This is a genomic window from Levilactobacillus spicheri DSM 15429, assembly GCF_001435095.1.
GTDB classification, from domain to species: domain Bacteria; phylum Bacillota; class Bacilli; order Lactobacillales; family Lactobacillaceae; genus Levilactobacillus; species Levilactobacillus spicheri.
Genome location: NZ_AZFC01000036.1, coordinates 109585 through 135000, shown reverse-complemented (window position 1 = coordinate 135000; position 25416 = coordinate 109585). Strand labels below are relative to the sequence as shown.

At 56.4% G+C, this 25416-nt stretch carries 26 protein-coding genes and 1 other annotated feature (1 of these 27 only partly in view); of the genes, 14 read left to right on the top strand and 12 right to left on the bottom strand.

The window, feature by feature from the left end; translation table 11 throughout:
- Window positions 1-1245: the 3' portion of an FAD-dependent oxidoreductase gene (locus FD37_RS12190; protein WP_056965457.1), read on the top strand. 132 nt of this gene lie to the left of the window's left edge; the window shows 1245 of its 1377 coding nt (coding positions 133-1377); the start codon falls outside the window, past its left edge; its stop codon occupies window positions 1243-1245.
- Between the two features lie 162 nt (window positions 1246-1407).
- Here the strand turns inward: FD37_RS12190 and FD37_RS12185 are convergent, their stop codons facing one another.
- Window positions 1408-2598 (bottom strand): DUF2075 domain-containing protein, encoded by a 1191-nt coding sequence (locus tag FD37_RS12185; RefSeq protein WP_056965456.1) that lies wholly within the window; start codon window positions 2596-2598, stop codon window positions 1408-1410.
- A 123-nt stretch (window positions 2599-2721) separates the two neighbouring features.
- Entirely contained in the window at window positions 2722-3225 is a 504-nt protein-coding gene (locus tag FD37_RS12180; RefSeq protein WP_045807259.1) for an antibiotic biosynthesis monooxygenase, read from the bottom strand.
- A gap of 124 nt (window positions 3226-3349) precedes the next feature.
- On the opposite strand from FD37_RS12180, the gene FD37_RS12175 reads away from it, so the two are divergent.
- The 3 genes from FD37_RS12175 (at window position 3350) to FD37_RS12165 (ending at window position 5481) form a co-directional block, all read left to right on the top strand.
- The gene (locus tag FD37_RS12175; RefSeq protein WP_056965455.1) at window positions 3350-4087 is read left to right on the top strand and encodes an MBL fold metallo-hydrolase; all 738 of its coding nucleotides are present in this window, start codon (window positions 3350-3352) and stop codon (window positions 4085-4087) included.
- A 107-nt stretch (window positions 4088-4194) separates the two neighbouring features.
- Window positions 4195-4608 (top strand): transcriptional regulator SpxA, encoded by a 414-nt coding sequence (gene spxA / locus FD37_RS12170; RefSeq protein ID WP_056965454.1) that lies wholly within the window; start codon window positions 4195-4197, stop codon window positions 4606-4608.
- 141 nt (window positions 4609-4749) lie between these two features.
- A complete protein-coding gene (locus FD37_RS12165; RefSeq protein ID WP_056965453.1) occupies window positions 4750-5481 on the top strand; it encodes an adaptor protein MecA in 732 nt (243 codons plus the stop codon).
- Window positions 5482-6518: 1037 nt separating this feature from the next.
- On the opposite strand, the gene FD37_RS12870 is transcribed toward FD37_RS12165, so the two are convergent.
- A complete protein-coding gene (locus tag FD37_RS12870; protein ID WP_147007798.1) occupies window positions 6519-6812 on the bottom strand; it encodes a hypothetical protein in 294 nt (97 codons plus the stop codon).
- 412 nt (window positions 6813-7224) lie between these two features.
- Here FD37_RS12870 and FD37_RS12160 point away from each other — a divergent pair, with 412 nt between their 5' ends.
- Window positions 7225-7587, top strand: coding sequence for a hypothetical protein (locus tag FD37_RS12160; protein WP_056965452.1), 363 nt, complete (start codon window positions 7225-7227; stop codon window positions 7585-7587).
- A 283-nt stretch (window positions 7588-7870) separates the two neighbouring features.
- Here FD37_RS12160 and FD37_RS12155 read toward each other — a convergent pair whose 3' ends face one another.
- Window positions 7871-8116, bottom strand: coding sequence for a hypothetical protein (locus FD37_RS12155; RefSeq protein ID WP_045806789.1), 246 nt, complete (start codon window positions 8114-8116; stop codon window positions 7871-7873).
- Between the two features lie 60 nt (window positions 8117-8176).
- Entirely contained in the window at window positions 8177-8386 is a 210-nt protein-coding gene (locus FD37_RS12150; protein ID WP_045806788.1) for a hypothetical protein, read from the bottom strand.
- A gap of 203 nt (window positions 8387-8589) precedes the next feature.
- On the opposite strand from FD37_RS12150, the gene FD37_RS12145 reads away from it, so the two are divergent.
- Complete coding sequence (locus FD37_RS12145) at window positions 8590-9306, top strand: SDR family NAD(P)-dependent oxidoreductase (RefSeq protein WP_056965451.1); 717 nt, start codon at window positions 8590-8592, stop codon at window positions 9304-9306.
- 98 nt (window positions 9307-9404) lie between these two features.
- On the opposite strand, the gene budA is transcribed toward FD37_RS12145, so the two are convergent.
- The 3 genes from budA to FD37_RS12130 all read right to left on the bottom strand — a co-directional run bounded on the left by budA (window position 9405) and on the right by FD37_RS12130 (window position 11417).
- Window positions 9405-10112, bottom strand: a complete 708-nt coding sequence (gene budA / locus FD37_RS12140; protein ID WP_056965450.1) for an acetolactate decarboxylase — start codon at window positions 10110-10112, stop codon at window positions 9405-9407.
- A gap of 98 nt (window positions 10113-10210) precedes the next feature.
- On the bottom strand, window positions 10211-10795 hold the full coding sequence (gene mnmM, locus FD37_RS12135; RefSeq protein WP_056965449.1) for a tRNA 5-(aminomethyl)-2-thiouridylate-methyltransferase MnmM: 585 nt from the start codon (window positions 10793-10795) through the stop codon (window positions 10211-10213).
- Window positions 10779-11417, bottom strand: a complete 639-nt coding sequence (locus FD37_RS12130) for a phosphatase PAP2 family protein (protein ID WP_056965448.1) — start codon at window positions 11415-11417, stop codon at window positions 10779-10781. Before FD37_RS12130 ends, mnmM begins: the two co-directional genes overlap by 17 nt.
- A 134-nt stretch (window positions 11418-11551) precedes the next feature.
- Window positions 11552-11744 (top strand) — a binding site (T-box leader).
- 77 nt (window positions 11745-11821) lie between these two features.
- Between FD37_RS12130 and leuS the strand changes: the two genes are divergently transcribed.
- Window positions 11822-14254 (top strand): leucine--tRNA ligase, encoded by a 2433-nt coding sequence (leuS, locus tag FD37_RS12125; RefSeq protein ID WP_056965447.1) that lies wholly within the window; start codon window positions 11822-11824, stop codon window positions 14252-14254.
- A 218-nt stretch (window positions 14255-14472) separates the two neighbouring features.
- On the opposite strand, the gene FD37_RS12120 is transcribed toward leuS, so the two are convergent.
- Window positions 14473-15237, bottom strand: a complete 765-nt coding sequence (locus tag FD37_RS12120; protein WP_045806782.1) for a flavodoxin family protein — start codon at window positions 15235-15237, stop codon at window positions 14473-14475.
- A gap of 148 nt (window positions 15238-15385) precedes the next feature.
- Complete coding sequence (locus tag FD37_RS12115; protein ID WP_045806781.1) at window positions 15386-15709, bottom strand: hypothetical protein; 324 nt, start codon at window positions 15707-15709, stop codon at window positions 15386-15388.
- Window positions 15710-15954: 245 nt separating this feature from the next.
- Between FD37_RS12115 and FD37_RS12110 the strand changes: the two genes are divergently transcribed.
- Both FD37_RS12110 and FD37_RS12105 read left to right on the top strand, forming a co-directional pair.
- Window positions 15955-17598: a putative polysaccharide biosynthesis protein gene (locus tag FD37_RS12110; protein WP_045806780.1), complete on the top strand. Its 1644-nt coding sequence runs from the start codon at window positions 15955-15957 to the stop codon at window positions 17596-17598.
- Between the two features lie 11 nt (window positions 17599-17609).
- Window positions 17610-18299 carry a pseudouridine synthase domain-containing protein gene (locus FD37_RS12105; protein WP_056965446.1) on the top strand — a complete coding sequence of 230 codons (690 nt, stop codon included), beginning with the start codon at window positions 17610-17612 and terminating at the stop codon, window positions 18297-18299.
- A gap of 109 nt (window positions 18300-18408) precedes the next feature.
- On the opposite strand, the gene FD37_RS12100 is transcribed toward FD37_RS12105, so the two are convergent.
- On the bottom strand, window positions 18409-19233 hold the full coding sequence (locus FD37_RS12100; protein WP_056965445.1) for an NAD(P)H-hydrate dehydratase: 825 nt from the start codon (window positions 19231-19233) through the stop codon (window positions 18409-18411).
- Window positions 19234-19366: 133 nt separating this feature from the next.
- Here FD37_RS12100 and pepV point away from each other — a divergent pair, with 133 nt between their 5' ends.
- Both pepV and FD37_RS12090 read left to right on the top strand, forming a co-directional pair.
- A complete protein-coding gene (gene pepV / locus FD37_RS12095) occupies window positions 19367-20767 on the top strand; it encodes a dipeptidase PepV (RefSeq protein WP_056965444.1) in 1401 nt (466 codons plus the stop codon).
- 34 nt (window positions 20768-20801) lie between these two features.
- Window positions 20802-21305, top strand: a complete 504-nt coding sequence (locus FD37_RS12090) for a universal stress protein (RefSeq protein WP_045806776.1) — start codon at window positions 20802-20804, stop codon at window positions 21303-21305.
- A 127-nt stretch (window positions 21306-21432) separates the two neighbouring features.
- Here the strand turns inward: FD37_RS12090 and FD37_RS12085 are convergent, their stop codons facing one another.
- Window positions 21433-21759, bottom strand: a complete 327-nt coding sequence (locus tag FD37_RS12085) for a membrane protein (RefSeq protein WP_045806775.1) — start codon at window positions 21757-21759, stop codon at window positions 21433-21435.
- Window positions 21760-22145: 386 nt separating this feature from the next.
- Between FD37_RS12085 and FD37_RS12080 the strand changes: the two genes are divergently transcribed.
- From FD37_RS12080 to ytpR, 3 genes are all read left to right on the top strand, one after another.
- Window positions 22146-24020 carry a DUF5776 domain-containing protein gene (locus tag FD37_RS12080; protein WP_056965443.1) on the top strand — a complete coding sequence of 625 codons (1875 nt, stop codon included), beginning with the start codon at window positions 22146-22148 and terminating at the stop codon, window positions 24018-24020.
- A gap of 211 nt (window positions 24021-24231) precedes the next feature.
- Window positions 24232-24564 (top strand): thioredoxin family protein, encoded by a 333-nt coding sequence (locus FD37_RS12075; protein ID WP_045806774.1) that lies wholly within the window; start codon window positions 24232-24234, stop codon window positions 24562-24564.
- A 25-nt stretch (window positions 24565-24589) separates the two neighbouring features.
- Window positions 24590-25228: a YtpR family tRNA-binding protein gene (gene ytpR, locus FD37_RS12070; RefSeq protein WP_056965442.1), complete on the top strand. Its 639-nt coding sequence runs from the start codon at window positions 24590-24592 to the stop codon at window positions 25226-25228.
- The last annotated feature ends 188 nt before the right edge of the window (window positions 25229-25416 follow it).

Sequence of the window (25416 nt, the reverse complement as noted above, 5' to 3'; positions counted from 1 at the left end):
TGTGGAATGGAGCTGTACCTGGAGGACCGCGTGACGGATGTTCAGGACGTCCGGAACTTTCGGCCCACCGATTTTCCGCAGGCCAACGTCCACATTTTAAACGGGCACACCGTTACCCAAATTAACGCGGACGACCAGACGGTTCAGGTCACGAACAATGCGACCAACGAGACGTTTACCCAACCCTACGATAAACTGATTCTTAGTTCCGGGGTGACGCCCAAGAGCTTACCCGTTCCGGGTGCGGACCTGACGAACGTCTTTCTGATGCGGGGATACGACTGGGCCACTAAGATCAAGGCCAAGTTGGAAGACCCGGCCGTGAAGCACGTGACCGTCATCGGTGCGGGCTACATCGGCATCGAGGCCGCCGAGGCGAGTCGCCGGGCTGGTAAAGCGGTGACGTTATTAGACGTGATCGACCGACCGCTGGGCACATATCTGGATGCGGAAATGACCACGTTGCTGGCGCAGAAGCTGACGGAGCAGGGCGTGAACGTGCAAATGAACGCTCACATTACGGCTTACACGGGTGACACGCACGTCCGCGCGGTCAAGACCACGACCGATAGTTACCCGAGTGACCTGGTCATCCAGGCGGCGGGGGTTCAACCGGCGACCGACTGGCTCCGGGGAACCGTCGACCTCGACCAACGGGGTTGGATCAAGACGGACGAGTATCTGCGGACAAACCTGCCGAACGTGTTCGCCGTGGGGGACGCAACGTTGGCCTATTCGATCCCAGCGGGGAAGCAGGTACCGATTGCGTTGGCCACGGTGGCCCGTCGGGAAGCCCGCTACGTGGTCCAGCACCTCTTCGAGACCCAGCCCGCGGTGCCGTTCAAGGGCGTGGTGGGGTCCTCGGCCCTCAGTGTCTTTGACGAGCACTTTGCGCAGAGTGGTCTGAACTCCTTTACCGCTAAACGGGCGGGCGTTTCCGTCGCTAAGTCGTTCTTCCAGACGGCGCTGCGGCCGCAATACGTGCCCGTTTCACAGGGAAACCCTCAGGTCTACGTGCAACTCTTCTATCACCCGTTGAGTCACCAGATTCTGGGTGGGGCGGTCCTGTCGACCTACGACGTCACGGCGCAGGGCAACGTGTTGGCCCTCGCCATTCAGCAAAAATTACGTTTGGAGGATCTTGCCGATGCCGACTTCTTCTTCCAGCCAGGCTTTGACCGTCAGTGGAGTCTCTTGAACCTCGCGGCACAACACGCCCTGGGAGAAGCACCCTTTCAAAACTAACGAAATGGGGGCTCCGGCCGGTTAGCGGCGGCGATTCAGCGCTACCAGCGACCGGGGAGTCCCTGGTGCGTGCAGTTGAAACACGCCAAGAAGATTGAACAAAAAAGACGGAAATTCTCACCAATCGAGAATTTCCGTCTTTTTTAGAAGCCACGGGCGGGACTAGTCCCGGTGTGTTTGCAGGTAGTGTCGGAGCCGGGGGTCGTGGGCGTACAGGTACAGTCCATGGACGCCCCGTTTCATCAACACGTTGATCGAGTTGAGCAGCAGTTGCCGCTTGGCCTGGGCCCATTCAGTGGGGTCCGTCAGGTCGGCGCGGTGCTTGAAGGCTTCGACGTCGGTGGCTTTGTCGGGGTAGATGGCCAATTGGTTATCGGTCGTCAGGCCGACCGGGGGCCCGAGAATCACACCGACGTAATTCAGGTCGAACCCCTGACAGGTATAGATCGACCCAACCTCGTTGACGGTCTGCGGGAGTTCGGCCCAGGGGGTCTGGGTGTAGTTGTACTGGTCCCAAGGAAGGCGGAAGCGGCCCTCCACGATGTTGTGGTGGCCGCCATCCAGGGTCGACGGGTAACCGGACGTCGACACGATGCGGGAAAGCCCGACCGCCTGGTCCCGGGCAACGATGGCCTGGCGCATGGCTTCGGCATCGTCGAAGACCCGTAGATCGTAGTGCGGGCCGCCCGAGCGGGGCAACGGCCGGAGCGTTCCGTGGGTCAGGTCGTTGATCCAGGCGACGAGCTGGTCGCTGGCGTGCATCCGAAACTGATGGGTCAGCCGAAACGTTTCGTGCGGGTAGGGTGCCATCAGCTTCTCTAAGCGATGTTCGGTCCAAAAACTCTTCATGCGCAGGACCTGGGTCTCGTCGAAGACCACGACGATCACCTTGGCCGTGGCCATCAAGGACTGAAGCTGATTGTCACCGTAGAAGTTATTGTAGTGGTCGGCCTGCGACAACAGCAGGTGCGCCTCGTCGATGATTAGGACGTCGGCCGTGGTCTTGCCCTGGTCGATCTGGTTAATCAACGACGTGGGCCGCTGAAAGTCCTTCTTGTACAGGTGCGGTTGCTGTCCCGCGATGGCCCGGTAGACCTTGAGAATCTCGGGATGGTTGACCAGAAAATAATTGGTGGTGTGGAACAGCGGTGATCCCGCCGCGGTGCGACTTGCGGTCTGCAGGCGGTCGAACAGGTGCGCCAAGACCACGCTTTTTCCCGTGCCGGCGTCGCCATAGAGTCCGAACAAGGCGGGGTGGTCGCCGGTTAAGTGTTGGGTGATAAAGTGCAGGAGGTGGTTCACCAGCTGGGCTTGCTCCGCGGTCAGGGGGAGCTGCGGGGAAACTTTGTCAATTGCTGCGTTGGAGACGGTTGTCGTACGTCATCGCGACCTTTCTTTCAAAAATAGAATACGCCCATTGTAACGCGTTTGGGGGCAAAAGAAAAAGTCCCTCGAGGTGGGGGGCTTTCAACAACCTTATTCAGCGTCTTTCAACGTAATTCGGTGATAGCTTGAGGCGTGGTAATGGTTGGCACTCGTGGCATACGTATTCAGTGGGGCGAAGGCGGGAGAATGCCGCCACAGCGAATAGGCTTGGCTATCGTCCCAGATGGTCAGCACGCTGTAGCTCCCCCGGTCCTTCGGCTTGACCATGACGTACAGGGCGCGCATGCCTTCGGGAAGTGGCCCCGCGGCCAAGCGGTTGACCTTGGCATCGAAGACGTCGGCCGTATCCTGATCGAACTTAAAATAGCTAAAACTGTAAAAGCCGCGCCAGTCGGTCGCCCCCTGATGGAGCGTCACTTGATACTCCAGTCCAGCGGAGAACAGGCTGGGTTTCCCTGAAGCATCAACTAATTGAAGCCCTTGATCATCACTGGCAGAACTCCCTAATAGGATAAGCTCCCGGTCAGAATGGTCGGTGATAAACTTTTTCAACACGTTACGAGTACCAAAGGTAAATGAAAGATTTCGTAACATCGCGGATCCCTCCTCATTGACACCTTCATTATACCGCGTTTGGCCGCGGGAAATGAAACGTTTACACCTCGGGACGCGCGCGCTAGACTTAGAGGGAGACCAGAAACAGAAAGGATGAGCTTTGATGCAAGTTACGGTTTTAGGATGTTACGGGGGATACCCCTATAATGGTGTCGGGACCAGCAGCTATCTGGTGACCAGCGGGGACTATCACCTGCTCGTGGACTGTGGGAGCGGTGCTTTGACTGCCCTGCAACGCTACCTGGACCCGTTGCAGCTGGACGCCGTCTTATTGACCCACTACCACCACGACCACACCGCGGACGTGGGGGTCTTGCAGTACCTGTGGCAACTCGCGCCGGGCACGAAGCGAGAACCCGTCCTCCCAATCTACGGCCACACCGCGGATCAGGCGGCCTTTGCGGGACTTACCTGGCCCGGGGCCACGGAAGGCCGGGCCTATCAACCGACGGAAACGCTGCACTTGGGGCCGTTGACCATCACCTTCGGCGCCACGAAGCATCCGGTCCCAGCGTACGCGCCCCGAATCACCGAGACGGCGACGGGGCGGACCCTGGCCTTCACGGCGGATACGACGGTCTTCGATGGCCTGGCGGATTGGGCCCGGGGGGCGGACGTGCTGCTGGCGGACACCAACTTTTACGCGGACCATCAGGGAACCGCTTGGCATCTGACCTCGACGCAGGCCGGCGACTTGGCGAAGCGGGCCCAGGTGGGCGAGCTCCTGTTGACCCACTTACCGCAAACGGGGAGTCTGGCCCAGCTGCAGCAAGAGGCGCAGACGGCCGCGGGGGCGCTCCCGGTCAGCGTGGTTCACGCGGGGACCACGTACCGGGTGTAATCGTTGCGGATATAAAATAATTTTTGAAAACGACTTCCTTTTTCTGTTAAACGTGTTATAATGATAATCATTATATATAAGTTATGGATTAAAGGGAGGACCTGCTAATGACAGTGACATTGTATACGACCCCAAGTTGTTCATCTTGCCGCAAGGCGCGGCTCTGGCTGGAAGATCACGGTATCGCTTATCGGGAGCAGAATATTTTCGCCCACCCTTTATCGACCGCGGCCATCAAGGAAATTTTACGACTGACCGAGGACGGCACGGAAGAGATCATCTCGACGCGTTCCCAGGCTTATCAACAGATCAAGGCACAATTGGAAGACCTGCCCTTAAAGGACCTTTACCAGGTGATTCAACAGCATCCGGGAATCCTGCGGCGGCCCATCTTATTGGATGATCGGCGGCTTCAGGTCGGCTATAACGAAGAGGAGATTCGCCGGTTCTTGCCCCGATCCGTCCGGGTCGAATCACTGGCGATTGCCCAACGCTTGGCAAATGGACAAAACGAGGGTTAATTAGTTGCATCTAACTGGATTTGTGAGAAAATACTACTTGCAGTCCAGTTTTTTTGGTGACCATTCCTTTACAAGCCATCGAAAACGTTTAAAATAAGTACCAAGGACATTCCCCAAACCCACGAGAAAGGGGTGTTATTCATGGAAATGGAACGAATCAATGAGAATACGATTCGGGTGGTTATCGGCAACGATGACCTCAGCGAGCGCGGTATCACCGTCTTAGATTTGCTGGGTAACCACAAGCAAATCGAAAGTTTCTTCTATAGTATCTTGGAAGAAGTCGATGTTGATCATCAATTCCAAGACAACGATGCGGTTACTTTTCAAGTATTGCCGAACCGCAACGGTCTTGAGTTGTTCATCAGCAAGAACGTGGATCCCGATGCGCCAGTTGATGAGGATCAGGCCGATGCCAGTGTAGACGCCGATCACCCCGATCAAGTGTCGGACCAGATTAAGGCCCACTTGTTGGAGAAGGACGGTCAGAAGGACTTCTTCTCCACGATGAAGACGCCGGCCAGCGAAAGTAACGATGTGGCGGACTATCTAAACGATGATGGTCAGCCAACCGTTGCCCAGGTGGTGCGGTTGCACACGTTTGAAGATATGATCAGCCTGGCACGGGTGTTGCGGCTGGAGAGTGCTGCCTCGAACCTGTACCAGTACAACGGCAACTACTACCTGGAACTGATCTTCTTTACGAATGAGACGTCACAGGAGGCCATCAAGGACGATATGGCGGTGGCTTACGAGTACGCCGACCGGTCCAAGGTCGCGCCCGACGTCTTAGCCGAACACGGGGAGCTCGTCATGGAGCACTCGGCACTCGAGCTGACCCGATTTTATTTTTTAGATGCGAAAACCAAATAAGTCACGTGAACCGTAACCGTTAAATCGATTGCGGTTTACGTAGCGTTAAAAAAGGACGTCTCGCCGATGAAAGCGAGACGTCCTTTTGAGTATGGGCTACTTGTTGCTGGAGTCGTCCAGATGATCCAGGGTGAATCAGCGCCTGGTCAGTTTTAAAGTAATGGGGACAAAATCATTTTGGGCATATTCATATTCTGGGTGAAGGGGACGCATCCCTATTTTTGGTTCTAAGAAAGTTGGTTAGAAGTCCACCTCGTCGTCTTGCTCTTCAACATTGGGGTTGTTATAAAATCTATATGTCCTGCTAAACGTTTTTGAACATGAAGGCTTTTTACTGTGAAGAGTAATTGTGTTGGTCCCGTTAGAGTATTTGTTAAGCGTTTGATCAAGTTCAAGTACAAATTTTCCCTTTCGATCAGCCGTTGTGGAACATTCTCCTAGAGATATAGTTGCGTAAGGGTTAGTCCTTCCGTATATAAACTGATAAGTATCCATCAGACCATCTTTTGACATTTGTGGTGTAAGTTCAATAAAAGCTGGAGTATTATCGGTGTAACTGATAGTTGAATGTCGACTTCCAGCTGGTTCTTTTTGTTCAGAAGGCTCATCGTCCTCATCCCCGTTGGATCCATCGGGGGTAGGAGTAAATTTAAACTTCTGGCTGAAGGTTTTCGAGGGGGTTGGCTGTTTACTGGTTAGGGTTATAGTCCCATTTCCATTTGTATAACACTCTAGTCTGTTTCTGAGATGAAGTGAGAAGCGACCATCTTCGTTGGCAGTTGTACGAGTACTAGCAAGCTCTACTTGCGAATACGGTTTGGTAAACCCATAGATGTAAATGTCATCATTATGTAATCCTGTTTTACTATCAGAATCGAGTTTAATGAAATTAGAGGGCTTCCTTTTTGTAGAGGAATTTTTCTTGGGTGCGTGTACGTAGTAATAGCCGTGCATGTTATAGAAATTGTAGGTTTTAGCAGATGTTCGATGTGTAGTGGGCATTCCTAAAAATTTGATTTTGTTTTTAGTAATCCGTTTTAACGATAAAATAGACTTTTTGCAGGACCTAATCCTGCCACACGACAATGAATGCGATACTTTCTCCCGGATTTATTGATGCTAGAAATCTTATAGGCGTAAATATCGGCCTGAGGAGAGCCTTCGTAAACCCAATGCTTAGTTATATGTACTAGGTAATTGTCTCCAATATAGTGTCCCCGAAGACTAGATGGTACAGTGCGATAGGTACTTGCCATTGCCTTAGTTGATGAAACAAAGGCAAGACTCATTGATATGCCTGCAACGAGTACAAAGAGTAACTTCTTAAACATGTTCATGATTCCTCCGAATTATGTAGCAGCTTTTAACGTCGTCAGTATTTGGACATTCAAACCATGCAATCAGCGCTGTGTTATGTGCTTTAGTGAAAGATAGGGGGTATGGTTGTTACCTGGTATCCTTTGTAAAAGGTTGCTACCATTAGTTTATTATTAAAGTAATTGGTAATGCTCAGTATACCCCCCTAGGAAGTCCATTGAATCGGCAATTTTGTAGTTGGCTTAAGACCTCAGAATTTATAGTAAATGGTTTTTCCTAACTTGGCCAAACATGCTGACGCAAAATTATTTAAAATATAAGGGATCAAGCAGGATGAAGGCTATTCTTTATCAAGTTAGGATAGAATGCTTTTTATTTATTTGGGAGTATAATTAATGGTGTTCAATTAAAATGGAGGAGATACATATGATGAAATTCAAAGGACTGATTGTTTCGATTGTTTCAATGATGGCTTTTGGTGCTTTAGTGCCAGCCGTAGTGGCTAATGCTGAGCCTTGGCAGATGAAATATAGTAGTGGGTATTACAAGGTAAGAGTGAAAAAGACAACTAAAGTTTATAAAATTAAATTCGGTAAGGCTTCATATTTAAACAATTATGTAGGAACATATAAGCTGCGTAAAGGGTCTATAGTCAAAACTGTATATTACGGTAGAAATAGTTTCAAATGGCTGTTACGGGGTTCTAAAAAGTTCAAGTCTAATGGTAAATATGCTTATACCGCTGATTTTAAAAAGAACTCTTTTAAAGTTATTAGCCATTCCAATTAACAACAAGAGTGTCCACACATTGTGGGCACTTTTTTGTCATGTTAAGTTTTATTTGTAGCTAAGTAAATAATGCTCAGAATTCGTTAGTTCTATAATGTATGTCATGCCTAGCCTGGTAGGAACAATATTTTTTAACAGATGTTGCTTTAATAACATGTGAAAGTAGCGTGTATTTTTTAAATGCGGAAACCAAACATATTACAAGAAAAATCATCGTTCACCCAATGATTGCCGTCAAAAGGACGTCTCGCCGATGAAAGCGAGACGTCCTTTTGAGTATGGGCTACTTGTTGCTGGAGTCGTCCAGATGATCCAGGGTGGCGGCTAGAACCCGGCCAATCAGCGCCTGGTTGAATTGCATCCCGGCGGATTGGAACTGAGCAATGGCCAGGACCTGCTTTTGGGTGAGACCCGCGGCGATCAACCCGTGGATCGCCTCGCCCATTGGGCCCTTCGTTTCTTGTTCCGTCTGTGCCAGGGCCTGTTCGAGGGCCTGACGCACAAAATCAGCATTTTCTTGGTGAGTCATCCGCGCACCTCCTTACCGCTTAGTGTAGCAAAAATCACGCGGGGATGACACGGTCAATTTTTAGCAGCCGACCAGCTGGGCCAAGACGGTCAGGGCCACCAAGCCGATGACGAAGAGCAGAAAGTGGCTGATCAGCGTCAGGTGGGTGCCGACCACGAGTAACAAGCCGCCCACCAATAGACCGGTGAGCAGGCCGGACCCGTGAAGGCGCCAAGTGACGGCGGGAAACTGCAGGTGTACGGGACGTTGACGTGAATGCCGAAAGTCCATCAGAAAGAGGCTCCTTTTAGACGCGTTGCAAGACAGGCGAAATCGTTCAAGGCGAGTATACCGGATTATTAGGGGGATGGCGCCGGACAAGTCCGCCAATCGTACGGATGGGTTAATTAGCTAAGCCGTTAATTTAATTTAGAAAGCGGTTACATATAAACGCCATCACGGCTATACTGGGAGTATCAAAGGAGTGATGTCACATGGTTGAATTGCGTGGGAAAGTCGCCATTGTCACGGGTGGGTCGTCCGGTATCGGGTTAGCCACCTGTCAGAAGCTGGTTGCCGCGGGGGCCGTTGCCGTTTCGGCGGACCTCAGTGCGCCAGAGGATTCGCGGGTGGGATTCGTCAAGACGGACGTCACCGATGAACGCTCGTTACAGAACCTGGTCGCAACGGTGGTCCAAGCGCACGGACACGTGGATATCTTGGTCGCCAACGCGGGGATCACCGAGCACAAGGGCGGGGTGGCCGACCTGGACGTGGCCAACTGGAACCAGGTCCTGGCGGTCGACCTGACCGGGGTCGTGCTGACCAATAAGTACGTGGTGCGGCAAATGGTCAAGCAGGGACGGGGCAGCGTCATCAACATGAGCTCTATCCTGGGTGTCGTGGGGGCTGCCAACTCGCAGGCCTACTCGGCAGCCAAAGCCGGGGTCGCCAACTACACCAAGTCACAGGCGGCCACGTACGCCGCCCAGGGCATTCGGTTCAACGCCGTGGCGCCGGGGTACGTCAACACACCGCTGTTGCAGACACTGCCTAAGAGCGTCACCGATGGCATGGTGGCGAAGATGCCGATTGGCCGGCTCGCGACGCCGGAAGAGATTGCCAACGTGGTGGCCTTTCTGGCAAGTGACGAGTCGTCGATCGTTACCGGGGCCGTGATCAATGCCGACGGCGGGTATACCGCCGTTTAAGCCGCTTTAAAGCAGGCAATCAAAAAGCAGACCGTTCGGTGATAGCGTGAACGGTCTGCTTTTTGGATGGGATATAGCGCGGTGCGACGCCGGATAGGCTAGTTTTCCGCGTGGTGAATGTCGTCGAGGATGGCATCGTGGGAAAAGTCGTGGGTCATGAAGGCCTGGTTCTGCGTGGGCAGCTGCTGCTCCAAGCGGTCAAACTGCTGGAAAGCCACGTCCCCGCTGAACGTCGCGAAGTCCAGCACGTGGCCCCCGAAGGCGTGGTCGGCCGCCAGAAAATGACTGTGGAAGCCGCCGACGGCCACCCCGTCAAAGACCTGGGGTGCGTAGTAGCTGAGCAGGGTCCCCGTCGTGCGTTCCCGGGAGAAGACGCTCTGGCGTTTGGCCGTGGCCGCTAAGGACTGGTAGGGCCGCGCGGATTTGGGGACGGCCCGGGTGGTCAGGGCCGTAAACGTGCCGGTCAGGCGCAGTGCGAAGAAGGTGTTGGCGCTGTGCGTTTGGGCCAGAACGGCTGCTTGCAGGTCGCGGCGGTCGCGGTGCGTGGCCGTTAGCAGGGGCGTGAAGGCGGCAAAGTGGCTGTTGGCGAACGGCAGCGTGAAGTCGTCGGGGACGTGGTTGACCCGCCCGGTGCTGTCGATCTGGTAGGGAACGCCCGCCAGGATGATGAGCTCACCGTCCTGGCCTTCGCCGGTCCCGATGCCCGTATCCCCGTGGGTCAGCAGGTCGGCCATGGTGAGGGTGCCGTCAAGCAGTCCGGGGACCAGCAGTGCCAGGGTACCGTGTTGAAAAAGGGGCGTTGTCATGGGAAATCATCCTTTCTACGAGTGACGAGGGGCAGGCTTCCAGGCAGAGCGTTTGTCGCTCACCGAAGATGCACCGTCAATGGGCAATTCGTCCGGGTCTACCGCCGTTCGATAGCGAGCAGGTAAGGCGGGTGGTGAATCTGGTTGATGAAGCCGTATTGCAGGACCTGATAGGTCTGTTGGGGCAGGGCCGCACAAAAGTCGTGAACGGCCTGGGCCTCCTGCTGGCCGCCGGGATGGCCCGCGTACACCACCAGGATGACCCGGCCCCCCTTGATCAGGCGGGGCAATAAGGCCTTCACGGCGGTCAGGGTCGTGGCGGCCCGGGTGATCTGCGACTTGTCGCCCCCGGGCAGGTAACCGAGGTTGAAAATGGCCGCGGCCAACGGTTTGTCGGTCGGCAGATAGCGCGCCACGTGTTCGTGGCCCGTGTGGTGCAGCGCGACCTGAGCACCCAGTCCGGTCAGGGTAAGCTGTGTCTGGGTGTGCGCCAGGGCCGTTTCCTGGACGTCGAAGCCGATGACCTGGCCGCTGGGGCCCACCAGCTGGGCGAGAAAGAGGGTGTCGTGGCCGTTGCCGACCGTTGCGTCGACGACGGTGGCGCCGTCATAGACGCATTCCTGCAGGAGCGTATGGCTATAAGTTAAAGCATTCGGTAAATTCACGTTAAAAGTCGCCTCCATGTCGGGTCAGCCACCATTGGGTCAGGGTCAACAGGAAGAAGCCCAGCAACCAGCCGGCCAGAACGTCGGTCGGGTAGTGGACCCCCACGAAGACCCGGGATACGCCGATGGCCACGATCCACAGGCTGGCGAGGCCGATCAGCAGCCAGCGCCACCCCGGTTGGTGACGGAGATAGCGTCCCGCTAGGACGATGACGGTCCCCCAGAGCAACATGGCCGTGATCGAGTGGCCGCTGGGAAAGCTGTACGAGCTGGCACTCACCAGCCGGTCCACGGTGGGCCGCGGCCGCTGAACCAGGTTCTTGATCAGGTAGTTTCCCAGGCCGGCCCAGCCCAAAACGTTGATGACCATGAAGAAGCTGGCCCGGTAACGGCGGGCAATCATCAAGGCGACTACCAGCAGAATGGTCAGCCAGGTGACTGGCCGGGGATTGCCGGCGGTCGTGATGGCGATGAGGGTGTCTCTTAGGCCGCTAGGGACCGGACGGCGAATCAGGTGAATCACCGCCTGATCGAGGCCGCTGACCCAGGCCTGGTGGGTCGTGACGCCCCAGAGGTCGATCAGAAAAAGCACGCCGGCGGTCCAGGCGAGGCCCCAGCGCCAACGGGAAATTTTTGGCAAAATGATTGCCCCCCCTTATCTAAATAAAGTAGGTCAAGTATAGCACACGGTCAGTTGGAAAATGGCCCGAAATATCCCGGGGCACGCCTTGCTTTTCCCCTAGGGGTTTGCTAAGATTAGAACAATTAACAGTTATCAAAACGTTGACGAGAAGTAGTAGGCCTTAGGAACAAGCAGAGAGCGGGTGGTGCTGAAAACCCGTTGTTCGTCAGGCCGAACTTATCTCCGAGTGTCTCTGCCGCAAGGTGGGCGTCTGGCGCCGTTATCCGCCACTGAGTCCCAAACATTGGGAAAACGTAGGTGGTACCGCGCTCAAACGCCCTACAGAAATGCGCCGTTTTGGCAAATTTCTGGGGGCTTTTTTCGACTCAACGTTGATTATGAGAAGGGAAGAAATACGCATCATGGCATACAAACATGAGATCATTGAACGCAAGTGGCAACATTACTGGCGCGTCAACGAAACGTTTAAGGCGTCGGACGAAACGTCCAAGCCAAAGTACTATGTACTGGACATGTTCCCTTACCCGTCCGGCCAAGGCCTGCACGTGGGGCATCCGGAAGGGTACACGGCAACGGATATTATGGCCCGTTACAAGCGGATGCGCGGCTTCAACGTCCTGCACCCCATGGGCTGGGACGCCTTTGGCTTGCCTGCCGAACAGTACGCGCTGAAGACGGGGCACAACCCCAAGGACTTCACCGCCCACAACATTAAGAACTTCAAACGGCAGATCCGTTCCCTCGGGTTTTCTTACGACTGGAGTCGCGAGATCAACACGACCGACGAATCGTACTACAAGTGGACCCAATGGATCTTCGAACAGCTCTATAAGAAGGGCCTGGCCTACGAAGACAAGATCATGGTCAACTGGGCGCCCGACTTCATGGGTGGGACCGTCGTGGCCAACGAAGAGGTCATCGATGGTAAGACTGAACGGGGTGGTTACCCCGTCTACCGCGTCCCAATGCGGCAATGGGTTCTCCGGATCACGGCTTACGCCGACCGGTTGATCGACGACCTGGACGACCTGGACTGGCCGGAAAGCATCAAGGAGCAACAACGGAACTGGATTGGCCGGTCCGAAGGGGCCAGCATCTTCTTCCCCGTTGACGGGCACGCTGACGCCAAGGTCGAGGTCTACTCGACTCGTCCAGATACCCTGTTCGGTGCGACCTACATGGTCTTAGCGCCCGAACATGCCTTAGTCGACGAGATCACGACGCCGGAACAGGCTGATGCGGTCAAGGCGTACAAGGAAAGCATCGAGCACAAGTCGGACCTGGAACGGACCGACCTGAACAAGGACAAGTCCGGGGTCTTCACCGGTGCCTACGGGATCAACCCGATGAACGGCAAGAAGTTGCCAATCTGGATCGGCGATTACGTCCTGGCATCCTACGGGACCGGGGCCATCATGGCTGTGCCGGCGCACGACGAGCGGGACCACGACTTCGCGACGAAGTTCGACCTGCCGATCGTGCAGGTCATTGCCCCTCAAGGGGAGGAGGTCGACGTACAAGCCGAGGCCTACACGGGCGACGGCGAGCATATCAACTCCGACTTCTTGAACGGCATGAACAAGGCCGATGCCATGAAGGCCGCGACCGACTGGCTGGAACAGCACGATGCCGGGCACAAGCAGGTCAACTTCCGGCTGCGGGACTGGATCTTCTCGCGGCAACGCTACTGGGGTGAACCGATTCCCGTGATCCACTGGGAAGATGGTGAAACGACCCTGGTTCCCGAAGACGAATTACCGTTGCGGTTGCCGGCTGCTAAGCAGTTGGAGCCGTCCGGAACCGGTGAAAGTCCCTTGGCGAACCTGGATGACTGGGTCAACGTCGTGGACAAGAACGGACGCAAGGGGAAGCGCGAGACCAACACCATGCCACAGTGGGCCGGGAGTTCCTGGTACTTCCTGCGGTACGTTGATCCGCACAACGACAAGATGATTGCCGATCCCGAGAAATTGAAGTACTGGATGCCCGTCGACCTGTACATTGGTGGGGCGGAGCACGCGGTTCTGCATTTACTCTACGCGCGGTTCTGGCACAAGTTCCTGTACGACCTGGGTGTCGTCCCAACCAAGGAACCGTTCCAGAAGCTGGTCAACCAGGGGATGATCCTGGGGACCAACCACGAAAAGATGTCCAAGTCCAAGGGCAACGTCATCAACCCCGACGAAATCGTCGAGCAACACGGGGCCGATACCCTGCGGCTGTACGAAATGTTCATGGGGCCGTTGGAAGCTTCCAAGCCATGGAGCACGGAAGGCATCAACGGGTCACGACGGTGGCTGGACCGCGTCTGGCGGTTATTGATCGACGACAACAACCATCTGCGTGACCGGGTCACGATGATCAACGATGGCACGTTGGACAAGATCTACAACCAGACGGTCAAAACGGTCACCGACGATATCGAGAACATGCGGTTCAACGTCGCCATCTCGCAATTGATGGTCTTCGTGAACGAGGCTTACAAGGCCGACAGTCTGCCATTGATCTACATGGAAGGCTTCGTGAAGTTGATCTCGCCGATCGTTCCGCACATCGCCGAAGAGCTCTGGTCCTTGATGGGGCACGACGAGACGATTGCCTACGCCAAGTGGCCAACCTTTGACCCGAAGCAATTAGTCGAGGACGTGGTCGAAATGGTCGTCCAAGTCAACGGTAAAGTCCGGGCGCACTTGAAGGTCGCCAAGGATGCCGCTAAGGACGCCATCGAGGCCCAGGCCTTAGCCGACGAAACGGTCAAGACCCACACCGATGGGAAGACGGTCCGCAAGGTCATCGTCATCCCTGGTAAGCTGGTCAACATCGTGGCCAACTAAAAAACGTTTTTTCTGGCGCGGGCGGTCATCAGCACTTAAGACCGCTTGACCCACAGCAACTAGCAAAAAAGGCTTTCTCGATACCCACCGGTACCGGGAAAGCCTTTTTTGCTGTGGGGAACATTAGGAAACTAGCCGAAGCATCCCACCGGAAGTTGAGCAAGTCCGTCAACGGTGGACTGAATGGTGTGGCATGCTAAAGGTAACCGGGCACCACATTACCGTCGCCGGTGCCGCACGAAGGTGAAGAAGTGCAGTAGGCTGGCTAAGAGGACGAAGAAGATGACCACGAAGCTCACGTAGGTCACCCAGAACTTGCCGGGGGCGAAGACGCCCAGCCACCAAGCTTGGAGGCCCATCGTGACCAGGGCCATGGCGGCGATCATGACGAAGAGTAACAGGTAACGTTTCACGGTATTATCATCCTTTCGGGGGCGGTTGGCGATACGCTGGCCCCAGCGCTGGCAGGCACGGAGCTTCTCCGGACGGGGTGCGTGGGTGCCCCAGGTCCCGGTCCCGACGAACTCGCCGACCTTGATCAGGCCGGCACCGGTCAGGACGCGGTCAATCGTGACGAAGGTCTGGTCGGTGATGCCGGTAAAGAAGTTCTCGGTCGAACTGACGAAGCAGGTCGTCATGCTCAGGTAGTGCTTGTTCTTGTATTTTCCCGGGAGCGTGTCGCCCACGGAATTCATCCGGACCAGGCGAAACCGCAGGCAGTCGAAGAACTGCTTAGTGACGCCCGACAGGCCACCCCAATAGGTCGGGGCACAGATGATCCAAAAGTCGCTGGCGGCGAGTTTGGCTTCAATCTGATCTAAGGCCGGACAGGGGTGGCCCTTGGTGTCCGGATAAATCTCGTAGTCCCGCAGAAAAACGGTCTCGACGGCCGCGTCGGCGGGCAGCGCTTGGGTCACCGCGTGCAGGTAGCCCGCGGTGATACCGTCCCGTTCGTGACTGCCGAGAATGGCTAAGTAGCGCATAACATCATCACCTCATTATGTCAGTCCTGTACTGGGTTGCCCAGTGCAGGGAATAGTCTTAGTATAGCGCAAACGGGTGGTGAACGGGGGACCGGGACGCTAGGCACCAAAAAACGCGCCCGGAAGTTTCCGGACGCGCGAACATTGTTTATTGAAAAAGGTCGGTAATGATGGCGAAGAACCGGTGACGAACTACGTCATCTTCGCCCGCCTTTGAGAATTGGTAGTGCAGCAAGTGCCGGTCAAACTCACGAAAAAAGACGTTTGCCATCTTGTGATAATCACTATCACTGGTTTGATCGATGCGCTTGAAGCTTCGCCACGTTGCGTAAATCAATTGTTCATCGGGAACGGCGTTTAACTCTGGAAAGTTTTGCCGAATCCGTTGTGTCATTTGAACCACTTCGTGTGCACGCTCCGGGGACATTTGCATCTTCGGGGTGGCAGTGGCTCCAGCAGCAATTTGTGCCATCTGGCCTGCCTCCTTAATACAGTCACCAAGTTACCTCTCACTACTTCTAGAATACCACTGTTGGGCCCATCCGGTAAGCAATGCACCGTTGAAATCCCCATTAGTTCGGCAATGTTACCGAAATCTTTACCGAAAACAGGGATTTCCTCCGAAAGAGCTATGGTATAATATTGGTTTGATTAGTTCACTGCTGACAGCGAAGTCGGCAGTTCGTGGAATTTTAACAAGTGAAAGTAGGGTGTCAAATGTCGGCAAGATCTGAAAACGCGGGAAGCCAACCCGTCGATGCACAGGAGCAGATGGTCGCGGGCTCCGCCTGGATGACGGCGGGGAGTATCTTCTCGCGAATCCTGGGGGCCGTGTACATCATCCCCTGGAGCATCTGGTTTGGGTCCTTCTTCTTACAAGGGAACGCCCTTTACGGCAAAGGGTACAACATTTACAGCTTCTTTCTCATTGCGGCGATCGCCGGGGTGCCCTCGGCAATCGCCAAGCAGGTGGCCCACTACAACGCGCTGAACGAGTACGGGATCAGTGTCCGGCTCTATCAGCGGGGCTTGGTGATCGCCATCGGCACCGGGGTGGCCATCGCGGCCTTGATGTACTTCGGGGCCAACCTCTTTACCGGCGGGGATCAAAACCTGGTGCCCGTGCTGCATTCACTGGCCTGGGCCATCCTGATCATCCCCACGATGAGTCTCACGCGGGGGTACTTCCAGGGGTTCCAGCAGATGGCGCCTTCGGCAATCTCCCAGTTCGTGGAGCAGCTCGCCCGGGTCGTGTATATGCTGTTAACGGCCTTCATCATCATGCGGGTCCTGAAGGGTAACTGGGTCACGGCCGTGGCGCAGTCGACCTTTGCGGCCGCGGTGGGGGCCCTCTGTGGCCTACTGATCCTCGGTGTCTACTATTGGCGCCGACGGGGGTACTTTCGGTCACTGGTGCGGGGCAGTAACAACGAGCTGGTGGTGCCGGCCAAGCAACTTTACGGTGAGATCGTCCAGCAGGCGGTCCCGTTTATCGTTTTGGGGGCCGGGATCACGATCTTTCAACTGATCGACCAGTACACGTTTGCCCCCATTATGCACGCCGCGGGCAACTACAGCGATGCCTTCTTGAACGACTTATTCGCCCTGTTTGGGGTCAACGCCAACAAGATCATCATGATCACCATCTCGCTGGCCTCGGCGCTGGCCATCACGGTCGTGCCATTATTATCGGAAGCGTACACGCGGGGCAACCAGCGCGAAATCTCGAACCAACTGACGAACGCATTTCTGATGTTTGAATTCGTGATGATTCCGAGTTCGCTGGGGATGTCGGCGGTCGCCCGGCCGCTGAACATCGTGTTCTACGGCCACGCTCAGGAAGCCTTGGGGGCGTCGATCTTGGCGTTCTCCTCGTACCTGGCGATTATCCTGGGGCTGTACACGGTGGTGTCCGCGTTGATGCAGGGCATTTCGCAGAACAAGCGGGCCGTGAAGTACTTCGTGGTCGGGACCGTGGTGAAGTTCGTGGCGCAGTGGCCGTTGGTCTACTTCTTCGGGACCTTTGGGCCGTTGCTCGCGACCGGACTGGGCATGCTGGTCACCTGCTACCTGATCATCCATTCCCTGAATCAACAATTTGGCATCTATTACGCCACCATTGCCAAACGAACCAACGGGATTCTGTTGGCGTCGATCGTCACGTTCGTGATTGCCCGGGTCGTCGTATGGCTGGGTATGCTGGTCGCCGGCGATGGCCGGTTCATGAGTTTCGTGGTCACGGCGATCGCCGCCATCCTCGGGGGCTACTTCTACGTCTATACCATGTTGCGGAGCCGCTTGGCCGATGACATCATGGGACCCCGGGTCGCGGGGCTGCGCCGGCGGTTGCACATTCGTTAGGAGGCAAGTGGATGAATATTGAACACTATTTAACCGAACGCCATCAGGGCACGCACCGGCAAATCATGCGCCTGTTACGGCAGGGACGGGTCACGCTCAACGGGGCGGTGATCGTCGCGGGCCACACGCAGGTCGATTCCACTGATCAGGTGCAGGTCGACGGGGCCGCCGTAACAGGCCGTCAGCCCCAATACCTGCTGGTCAATAAGCCCATGGGGGTCACCATCGACCTGAACCCGACCGTGGCGCACAGCGTGGGCAGTCTGCTCAACGTGCTGGATCAGCAGCGCCAGTTGGGGGCGGTGGCCGACCTGCCCAAGGAGGTCATGGGCGTGGTCGTCCTGAGTGACGACCACCGGTTCTTGGACGACGTGCGCCAGATTGCCTGGCCCAGCACGTTGACCACGCGTTTGACGGGGACCGCGGTGCCGGCCGAGTTGGCCAACGCCGCCTGGGACCAGGTCCAAACGACGGTCAACCAACGCCAAAAGTACGTCACGGTGACCGTGCGGACCCAAGACGTGGCGCGGGCGTTACCGGCCTTGGTCGCGTTGCCCAACGCCACCGGTTCGGTGACCCGAACGTCACTGGGGCCGCTGCAGTTGCCGGGGGACCTGCCAATCGGGACCTACCGGGGGATGCGCGCCGCCGAGATCGATGCGGTGGTCGCGCCATTGGATGCCGATGTGACCGAATCGTGATGAGTTAAAGCGGTTAAGCTAGTTGAAATCGGACGTGTTTTCTAAAAAGACAGGCCGAAAATTCTCGGAAAAATCGGGAATTTTCGGCCTGCCTTTTTTGATGAGTGCCTCACGCCTGGTGCTCGTGCATGAAGCGGGGGAGTTCGTCGATGATCTGGTGGGGTAAGACCACGTACTGCCGTTCGGCCAGTTCCTCGGCGATGGCGCTGTGGGCGTACACGGCGGCCAGAACGGCCTGGTCCGGGTCGGCGAACTGGGCCAGAAAGCCCCCGACCATGCCGGCGAGGGTGTCGCCCATGCCCCCGGTGGCTTGCGCGGGCGTGCCTAAGGGGTTCTCGTAGGTCGCGCTGGGGGTGTAGATCTGTGTCCGGTGCGATTTGACCACGACCGTGGCGTGTAAGCGGTCGGCCGCGGCCCGGCTGCGAGCCGCGGTCTGTTCGGCGATGGGAATCCCGCTCAGGCGTTGCCATTCCATCTGGTGGGGCGTGAAGACCAGGTGAGCTTGGGGCAGCGTCAGGTGGTGTTGGGCGACCAAGGTGATGGCCGAGCCGTCGATGACCAGTGTTTGTTCGGCCGTGACCGTGGCAAAGACCGTCTTGAGGACTGCCAGGGCGGCGGCGTCCGTTCCCAGTCCGGGTCCGACCACCACGACGTTAGCGCTGGTGATGAGTGACTGGGTCATGGCCGTGTCGGTGATGTCGGCGAACATGGCCTCCGGGAGCCGGGCGTGTAGACTCCCCTGGTTGCTGGCGTCGGTGATGGTGGTGACCAGACCGGCCCCGGCGTAGACGGCCGCGGCACTGGCCATTAGGATGGCCCCGCCGAAGTTGCGGTTGCCCCCGATCAGGGTGATGCGGCCGTAAGTTCCCTTGTGGCTATCGGCGGGCCGCCGCCGAATGGTTGCGGGTAAGATGGCTGCAGTAAGTGTTTCCATAGAATCGACCTCCTGAATGTCTGGTTTGTTTTCAGTATAGCATTTCTCCCAGATGAAAACGGTGTCCCGGTATGCTAGAATTGGGGTAAGCGTGGCGGGACAGCCGTCACCGCACATTCAAGGAGGTTCAATCATGGCACTTGATTGGAAAAAGTTAGCACAGACCTACCGCGACGATTACGTGGCGGACTTAAAAACGTTAGTCAGCATTGACAGTTCCCGGGATGATTCATTGGCCACGGAGGACTATCCGTTAGGGCCTGGTCCGGCCAAGGCGTTAGCGGCCTTCCTGGACATCGCCAAGCGCGACGGTTTCACGGTGAAGAACCTGGACAACCTGGCGGGGTACGTCGAATACGGGTCCGGTGACCAGACGCTGGCCATTCTGGGCCACGCCGACGTGATGCCGGCCGGTAAAGGGTGGAGCACGGATCCGTTCACGTTGACGGCCAAGGATGGCAACTTGTACGGTCGGGGAACCTCCGACGACAAGGGCCCGGCGTTAGCCGCCTACTACGGGTTGCGGATGCTGAAAGATCAAGGCATCGAACCTAAAATGACCATCCGCTTCATCATCGGAACCGACGAGGAAAGCGACTGGACGGGGATGAACCACTACCTCGCCGTGGAACCGGCCCCGACCCTGGGCTTCTCGCCCGACGCCGAATTCCCACTGATCAACGGTGAAAAGGGAAACGTGACCTTTGAGACGCACCTGAAGGGCGCCAACGGGGGCACGTTGACCCTGGACGAATTCGATTCGGGGCTGCGGATGAACATGGTGCCGCGGGATGCCGAAGCCACGGTGACCACGGAGAATGCGGCGGGATTGACCACCGCGTTCAACGCCTTCGTCGAACAGGCGCCCATTACCGGTGAGGCGACCACGACGGGACAACAGGTTCACTTCCACGTGGTCGGCAAGGCGGCCCACGGGATGGAGCCCAAGAACGGAATCAACGCCGGCACGTATCTGGCGACCTTCCTGGCCAACCACGACTTTGGGGGCGATGCCCGGAACTTCTTGACGCTGTTGGCGACCAAGCTCCACGACGACTCACGGGCCCACAAGCTGGGACTGGCTTACACCGACAAGGTCATGGGGGATCTGACCATGAACGTCGGTATCATGACCTTTAAGGCCCAAGAGGGTGGCCTGATCAATACCAACTTCCGTTACCCGACCGGCACCGGCGCGGCCCAAATCTTGGCTGGTCTCCAGGCGGCGACCGCCGGGATGGACGCACAAGTCGAGCAGGGCCGTGAGATGGTTCCCCACTACGTCGACCCAAGTGATCCGATCGTGGCGACCTTGATGGACGTTTACCGGCAACAAACGGGTGATCTGACCGCCCAACCGGAAGTCGTCGGTGGGGGAACCTACGGCCGGCTGATGAAGCGGGGCGTGGCCTTTGGGGCCCTGTTCCCCGGCACGCAAGACACCATGCACCAGGCCGACGAATTCCAGCCGGAAGCCGATCTGCTGAATGCCATGGCGATTTACGGTCAGGCGGAGTACGAATTGACTAAGTAAGCACGTAGATTAGAGCGAAAAGAGAGTGATGGCAATGACACAGAAATACCAACACATTCTAGTGGGCGTTGACGGGTCCCGCCAGGCCAAGCGGGCCCTCGACAAGGCCATTGCGGTGGCGGCGCGGAACCAGGCGGAATTGATTATCGTCACGGTTTTGAGTGGCGGGCAATTCGTCGGTTTGGGAAATACCGAAGTCGGCTTCGGCTACGTCGACCAACAGGTGATGGACGAGTCCCGACAGCACTTTGAGGACCTGGTCCAGCAGTACCGGCAACGGGCGCAAGACGCCGGGGTGCAGCAGGTCACCACGTCGGTCTACTACGGGCACGTCAAGACGGACCTGGCCAAGACGTTGCCCCGGGAATTTCACGCGGACCTGATCATGTTGGGCGCCACGGGGGCCAACGTGGTCGAGCGGATGATGCTCGGATCGACGGCGGGCTACGTCATCGGTAACGCGGTCTGTGACGTGTTATTGGTGCGGACGGATCTCAGTAATCGTTCCAAAAAATTAAAAACGCCGACGTTAGGGTAACGTCGGCGGAAGAACGGGGATGTTGGGCGGCCGCCCTTTGTCCCCGTTCGGCAATATCCCAGAAATAGAAAATCAGGAAGAAAATTCGTGAGAATTTTCTTCCTGATTTTTTGATTGCAATGAAAGATTATAGCCGATGAATGTCCAGGACACTCCCGGTCTTGGCGTCGGCGATGAATTGGTATTGAACCAGCTGATCGTCTTCGTAACGGTTGATCCCGCCATAGTAGACGCGCGTCTTGACCGCGAATTTCTGGAACGGCACCGTCTGGTGTTCGATCCAGGCGCCCTCAATGGGGGACTCTTGGCGGAATTGACGCTTGACGTGATCGAGGATGGCGTCGGGGTCCTGATGCGTGACGCCCTTGAATAATTGGGTGATGAAAATGCCCATGATGCCCCCGAGAACGCCGGTAAGACTTAGTTGATACAGTTGTCCGTTTTTAGCAGCCATACGACCGCCTCCTTAAACGATTGTTATTGGGCAATGTTACCACCACTTCTGTCTTAAGTATAGCAAGGATTTGGGTGAACTGCCCGTAATATGCTAGGAATTTGACAAAAAGATCCGTCATCGATGAGGCGGTCCTGAGGGCCATTTTCGGTGGCCGGTTGGGGTGGTGGCACCGGTTAGTTGAATGGTTGACTGAACCAAAGCCCCTCGTCGGCAAAACGCTGATTTACCGGGGATTGAGCGGGGCAGGCCGAACGATTTCTCGAGACAATACGAACTGTTGAAAAGTAATAGTGACAATTGACCAGCCCATCAGATAGTTGATGGTATACTTTGCTTGTTGAGAAGACAACCTGACTAAATCTAACCTAGGTGGTGACTTTACCATGCAACGTAAAACGATTCAACAGCTATTGGTGACCACGGCGACCTTGGCCTTACTCGGGGGCGGGGTGCCGGTGGGCCTCGTCAGCGGGCACGCGGCAACGGTGACGGCCCGGGCGGCAACCAAGAACACGTATTCGGTGGACCGGGTGCAACTCCCGGGAATTAAGGCCTGGAGGGACGGCCAGCCAACGACCTATCTGAATCCGGAGTTCAGCGGCTTGCCCCAGACGGTGACGGCGAGCCAGGCGGCGGATCCGGCCTACCTGGCGGGCTTAACGTACCCGGCCGGGCTGACGGCGGCGGACTTGACGGCCTTCTTGCAGCCCTATTTTGATCAAGCCTTTCAAGTGGACGCGAACCAGACGTACGCCGAATTTTTGTACAGTGTCCATTCCGATGACTACCAGAGCGTGGCAGCCCTGACCCAGGACTTGACCGTGAGTGCGTACCTTCAAGCGTGGGTCGTGAGTCGGGTCCAACGGTACCTGGAGGGAACCTATACGGCCGCGGACTTCGTCAAGGATTATCCGGCCACGCTACAGACCCAGCTCGTTAAGGCCGAGGGAAGCGACTATGAGGAATATTTCCAGGAGTACGAGAAGACTTACAGCTACGCGGATGATCCGGATAAATTGGCGGCCCGGTTCACGACGCAATTCCAGGCCAATTCGCAGGGCAACCAGAATGCGATGGCGGCGGTCTTAGGGCTGACCGGCCACGGGCTCGACCTGACGACGGCCAACCCCGCTAAATCGCAGGCGGCCATGGAAAAGCAACTCGCCGAGCCGGCGACCCAGGCCGTGGTGGCCGTGGATGAGCAGGGAACCGTGACGGTCGATACGTCCTACGTGGCCCCCTATGTGGTCGTTTTGGGGGACACGGATCCCCTTTATCCGGAAACACCCACCGAGCCAGAAACACCCACCAATCCCGATAAGCCAACGGTGCCAACGACCCAAACGGGCACGGTGACGGTCCACTATCAGGACGAACAGGGGAAGACCCTGGCACCCACTAAGATGTTAACGGGGAAGGCGGGCGACCGGTACACGACGACGGCGCCCGACCTGGACGGCTACGTGCTCATGAAGACGACGGGGACCGCGGCGGGCACCTTCACGGCGACCGCCCAGACAGTCACCTACGTGTATGCGCCCCTGACCACGGGCGGTGCGGGCGCCACGGTGGCCAAGAAGGGCAGCGTGGTCCTCGCCACACAGAAGATTGGGTTGTACCGAGACAAGACCTTCGCGGCCGCTAAGCGGATTCAGTGGTACCAGAAGAAGGCCCGCATCAACCGGCCGATGTTCGTGGTCACCGGCTACGCACGGTCGCAGACCGGAAAACTGCGCTACCAAGTCAAGGACGTGAACCACCGCAGCCGGACCGCGGGGCAGGTCGGCTACATCACGGCGAAAAGCGCCTATGTGACCCCGGCGTACTATGCCAGTCGTCAGAAGACGGTGACGGTCATCAATCCGGCCGGCGTGAACGCCTACCGACAGAAGAGCCTGACCCACAAGACGGCCCATTACCGGCAGGGGCAGGTCTTGACGGTCAAACGAATCGAACGGCACAACCTGACGACCCGGTTTGTCTTGAGTAACGGCCGCTACATCACGGCCAACAAGCAACTGGTTCAGGCGGGGAAGGTCACTGCCGCCAAGACCGTTCAGATGAAGCGCGGCGTTCATCGATACGCCACCGTTAACCTGACGACCCGTAACGGCCACTTCGTGAAGGGGCAGAAGGTTCGGGTGTTGGGCTGGGACTACACCCACGCGGCGACGTTTAACAAAGCGGACACGTTGCGGTATCGCGTGGCGGGCGGCTATATCACGGCCGCCGCGAAAGACGTGCGGATCATTCGCTAATGTCAACGGGCCATCTCTCAGCCGGGGATGGCCTTTTTGTGCGGCCGGTGAGCTTCCTGAAAGCCGGGGATGGCGGGGGGTGGTGCACGCAAAATGGGGCGGATGACCGTTTCACTTTGAAAAAGTAAGGGGTTAAAGTTCGACAAGCCGTCAAAAACTGCTATAATATGGCATGTTGCTTAATGAGACTTAAATAAAGGAGTGTTCACATATGGAACAATTACCTAAGATGTCATCCACTGAACTCAAAGACGTAGTCAAGAGCGGCAAAACCATGCTGTTCTTCTCCGCAACTTGGTGCCCAGATTGCGCCTTCATCAAGCCGGCCATGCCAGCGATTGAAGCCGAATACCCTGATTTTAAGTTCATCGCCGTTGACCGCGACGAAAACATCGATTTAGCGGCGGACCTGAACGTGTTCGGGATTCCTAGCTTTATCGCGTACGCCGATGGTCAAGAGATTGGCCGGTTGGTCAACAAGGACCGCAAGACCAAGGCCGAGGTTGAGACGTTCATCAATTCGTTATCAACACCAGCCAACTAAAAAAACAGTTTGAAAGGATTCCGACATGTTAATTGCTAGTTACAATCCCCGCGAGTTAGGGGACACTTTAATCGTTGTCGTTGCTCAGGATACGCCCCAACAGGCCCACACCGTTCGCGACGGCATCGCCCGGATTTACGACCCCGAGACTGAAAAGTCGTTGGGTTACAACTTCTTCGATGTTTCCCACATTCTGCCCGACATCACCGGCCAAGGCCAGGTCTTCCTGTCCGCCGCTGACGTTGACGCGTTGAACCAGGCCTTAGAGGCGGCCGGCTTCGCGGGAGAACTGGTTGCCGAGACGTGCTCACGGTTCATCGTGGGTTACGTGAAGACGGCCACTCCGCATCCCGATTCCGACCACCTGTTGGTCACGGAAACGGAAGTCGACGATGGTCAGACCCTGCAGATTGTGAGCGGGTCCCCTAACATGCAAGCCGACATCAAGGTCGTCGTGGCCAAGGTGGGGGCGATGATGCCCAACGGCTTGATCATCTGGCCGGGCGAGTTACGAGGTGTTCCCAGCGATGGGATGATCTGTTCCGGACGGGAACTGGGCTTGGCCAACGCGCCACAACGGCCGGGTGCCTTGATTTTACCGGACGATTATCAGGTCGGCGACCCCTTCGATTTTGACCGGGGCCAGACGATTTTTACGGCCTAGGTAAACGGGTTTAAAAAACAGTCTAAGAATTAGTCATGAAAGCGGGTCAGCCCTTGTCGGTGACCCGCTTTTTTGTGTACAATAGGGAAGATTAGCAAGTAACGATTGCCAATAAAACAGGGAATGAGTCAAATCGTCGTGGAATTGAACGACAGCTCCTCTCTTAGAATAGAAAAACGGCGGCACAT

What these genes read in the sequence shown, in the direction of transcription:
- FD37_RS12180 (WP_045807259.1), bottom strand. Translation starts at nt 3,225, where the DNA reads ATGTTACGAAATCTTTCATTTACCTTTGGTACTCGTAACGTGTTGAAA.
- FD37_RS12175 (WP_056965455.1), top strand. Translation starts at nt 3,350, where the DNA reads ATGCAAGTTACGGTTTTAGGATGTTACGGGGGATACCCCTATAATGGT.
- spxA (WP_056965454.1), top strand. Translation starts at nt 4,195, where the DNA reads ATGACAGTGACATTGTATACGACCCCAAGTTGTTCATCTTGCCGCAAG.
- FD37_RS12165 (WP_056965453.1), top strand. Translation starts at nt 4,750, where the DNA reads ATGGAAATGGAACGAATCAATGAGAATACGATTCGGGTGGTTATCGGC.
- FD37_RS12870 (WP_147007798.1), bottom strand. Translation starts at nt 6,812, where the DNA reads ATGTTTAAGAAGTTACTCTTTGTACTCGTTGCAGGCATATCAATGAGT.
- FD37_RS12160 (WP_056965452.1), top strand. Translation starts at nt 7,225, where the DNA reads ATGATGAAATTCAAAGGACTGATTGTTTCGATTGTTTCAATGATGGCT.
- FD37_RS12155 (WP_045806789.1), bottom strand. Translation starts at nt 8,116, where the DNA reads ATGACTCACCAAGAAAATGCTGATTTTGTGCGTCAGGCCCTCGAACAG.
- FD37_RS12150 (WP_045806788.1), bottom strand. Translation starts at nt 8,386, where the DNA reads ATGGACTTTCGGCATTCACGTCAACGTCCCGTACACCTGCAGTTTCCC.
- FD37_RS12145 (WP_056965451.1), top strand. Translation starts at nt 8,590, where the DNA reads ATGGTTGAATTGCGTGGGAAAGTCGCCATTGTCACGGGTGGGTCGTCC.
- budA (WP_056965450.1), bottom strand. Translation starts at nt 10,112, where the DNA reads ATGACAACGCCCCTTTTTCAACACGGTACCCTGGCACTGCTGGTCCCC.
- mnmM (WP_056965449.1), bottom strand. Translation starts at nt 10,795, where the DNA reads ATGGAGGCGACTTTTAACGTGAATTTACCGAATGCTTTAACTTATAGC.
- leuS (WP_056965447.1), top strand. Translation starts at nt 11,822, where the DNA reads ATGGCATACAAACATGAGATCATTGAACGCAAGTGGCAACATTACTGG.
- FD37_RS12120 (WP_045806782.1), bottom strand. Translation starts at nt 15,237, where the DNA reads ATGCGCTACTTAGCCATTCTCGGCAGTCACGAACGGGACGGTATCACC.
- FD37_RS12115 (WP_045806781.1), bottom strand. Translation starts at nt 15,709, where the DNA reads ATGGCACAAATTGCTGCTGGAGCCACTGCCACCCCGAAGATGCAAATG.
- FD37_RS12110 (WP_045806780.1), top strand. Translation starts at nt 15,955, where the DNA reads ATGTCGGCAAGATCTGAAAACGCGGGAAGCCAACCCGTCGATGCACAG.
- FD37_RS12105 (WP_056965446.1), top strand. Translation starts at nt 17,610, where the DNA reads ATGAATATTGAACACTATTTAACCGAACGCCATCAGGGCACGCACCGG.
- FD37_RS12100 (WP_056965445.1), bottom strand. Translation starts at nt 19,233, where the DNA reads ATGGAAACACTTACTGCAGCCATCTTACCCGCAACCATTCGGCGGCGG.
- pepV (WP_056965444.1), top strand. Translation starts at nt 19,367, where the DNA reads ATGGCACTTGATTGGAAAAAGTTAGCACAGACCTACCGCGACGATTAC.
- FD37_RS12090 (WP_045806776.1), top strand. Translation starts at nt 20,802, where the DNA reads ATGACACAGAAATACCAACACATTCTAGTGGGCGTTGACGGGTCCCGC.
- FD37_RS12085 (WP_045806775.1), bottom strand. Translation starts at nt 21,759, where the DNA reads ATGGCTGCTAAAAACGGACAACTGTATCAACTAAGTCTTACCGGCGTT.
- FD37_RS12080 (WP_056965443.1), top strand. Translation starts at nt 22,146, where the DNA reads ATGCAACGTAAAACGATTCAACAGCTATTGGTGACCACGGCGACCTTG.
- FD37_RS12075 (WP_045806774.1), top strand. Translation starts at nt 24,232, where the DNA reads ATGGAACAATTACCTAAGATGTCATCCACTGAACTCAAAGACGTAGTC.
- ytpR (WP_056965442.1), top strand. Translation starts at nt 24,590, where the DNA reads ATGTTAATTGCTAGTTACAATCCCCGCGAGTTAGGGGACACTTTAATC.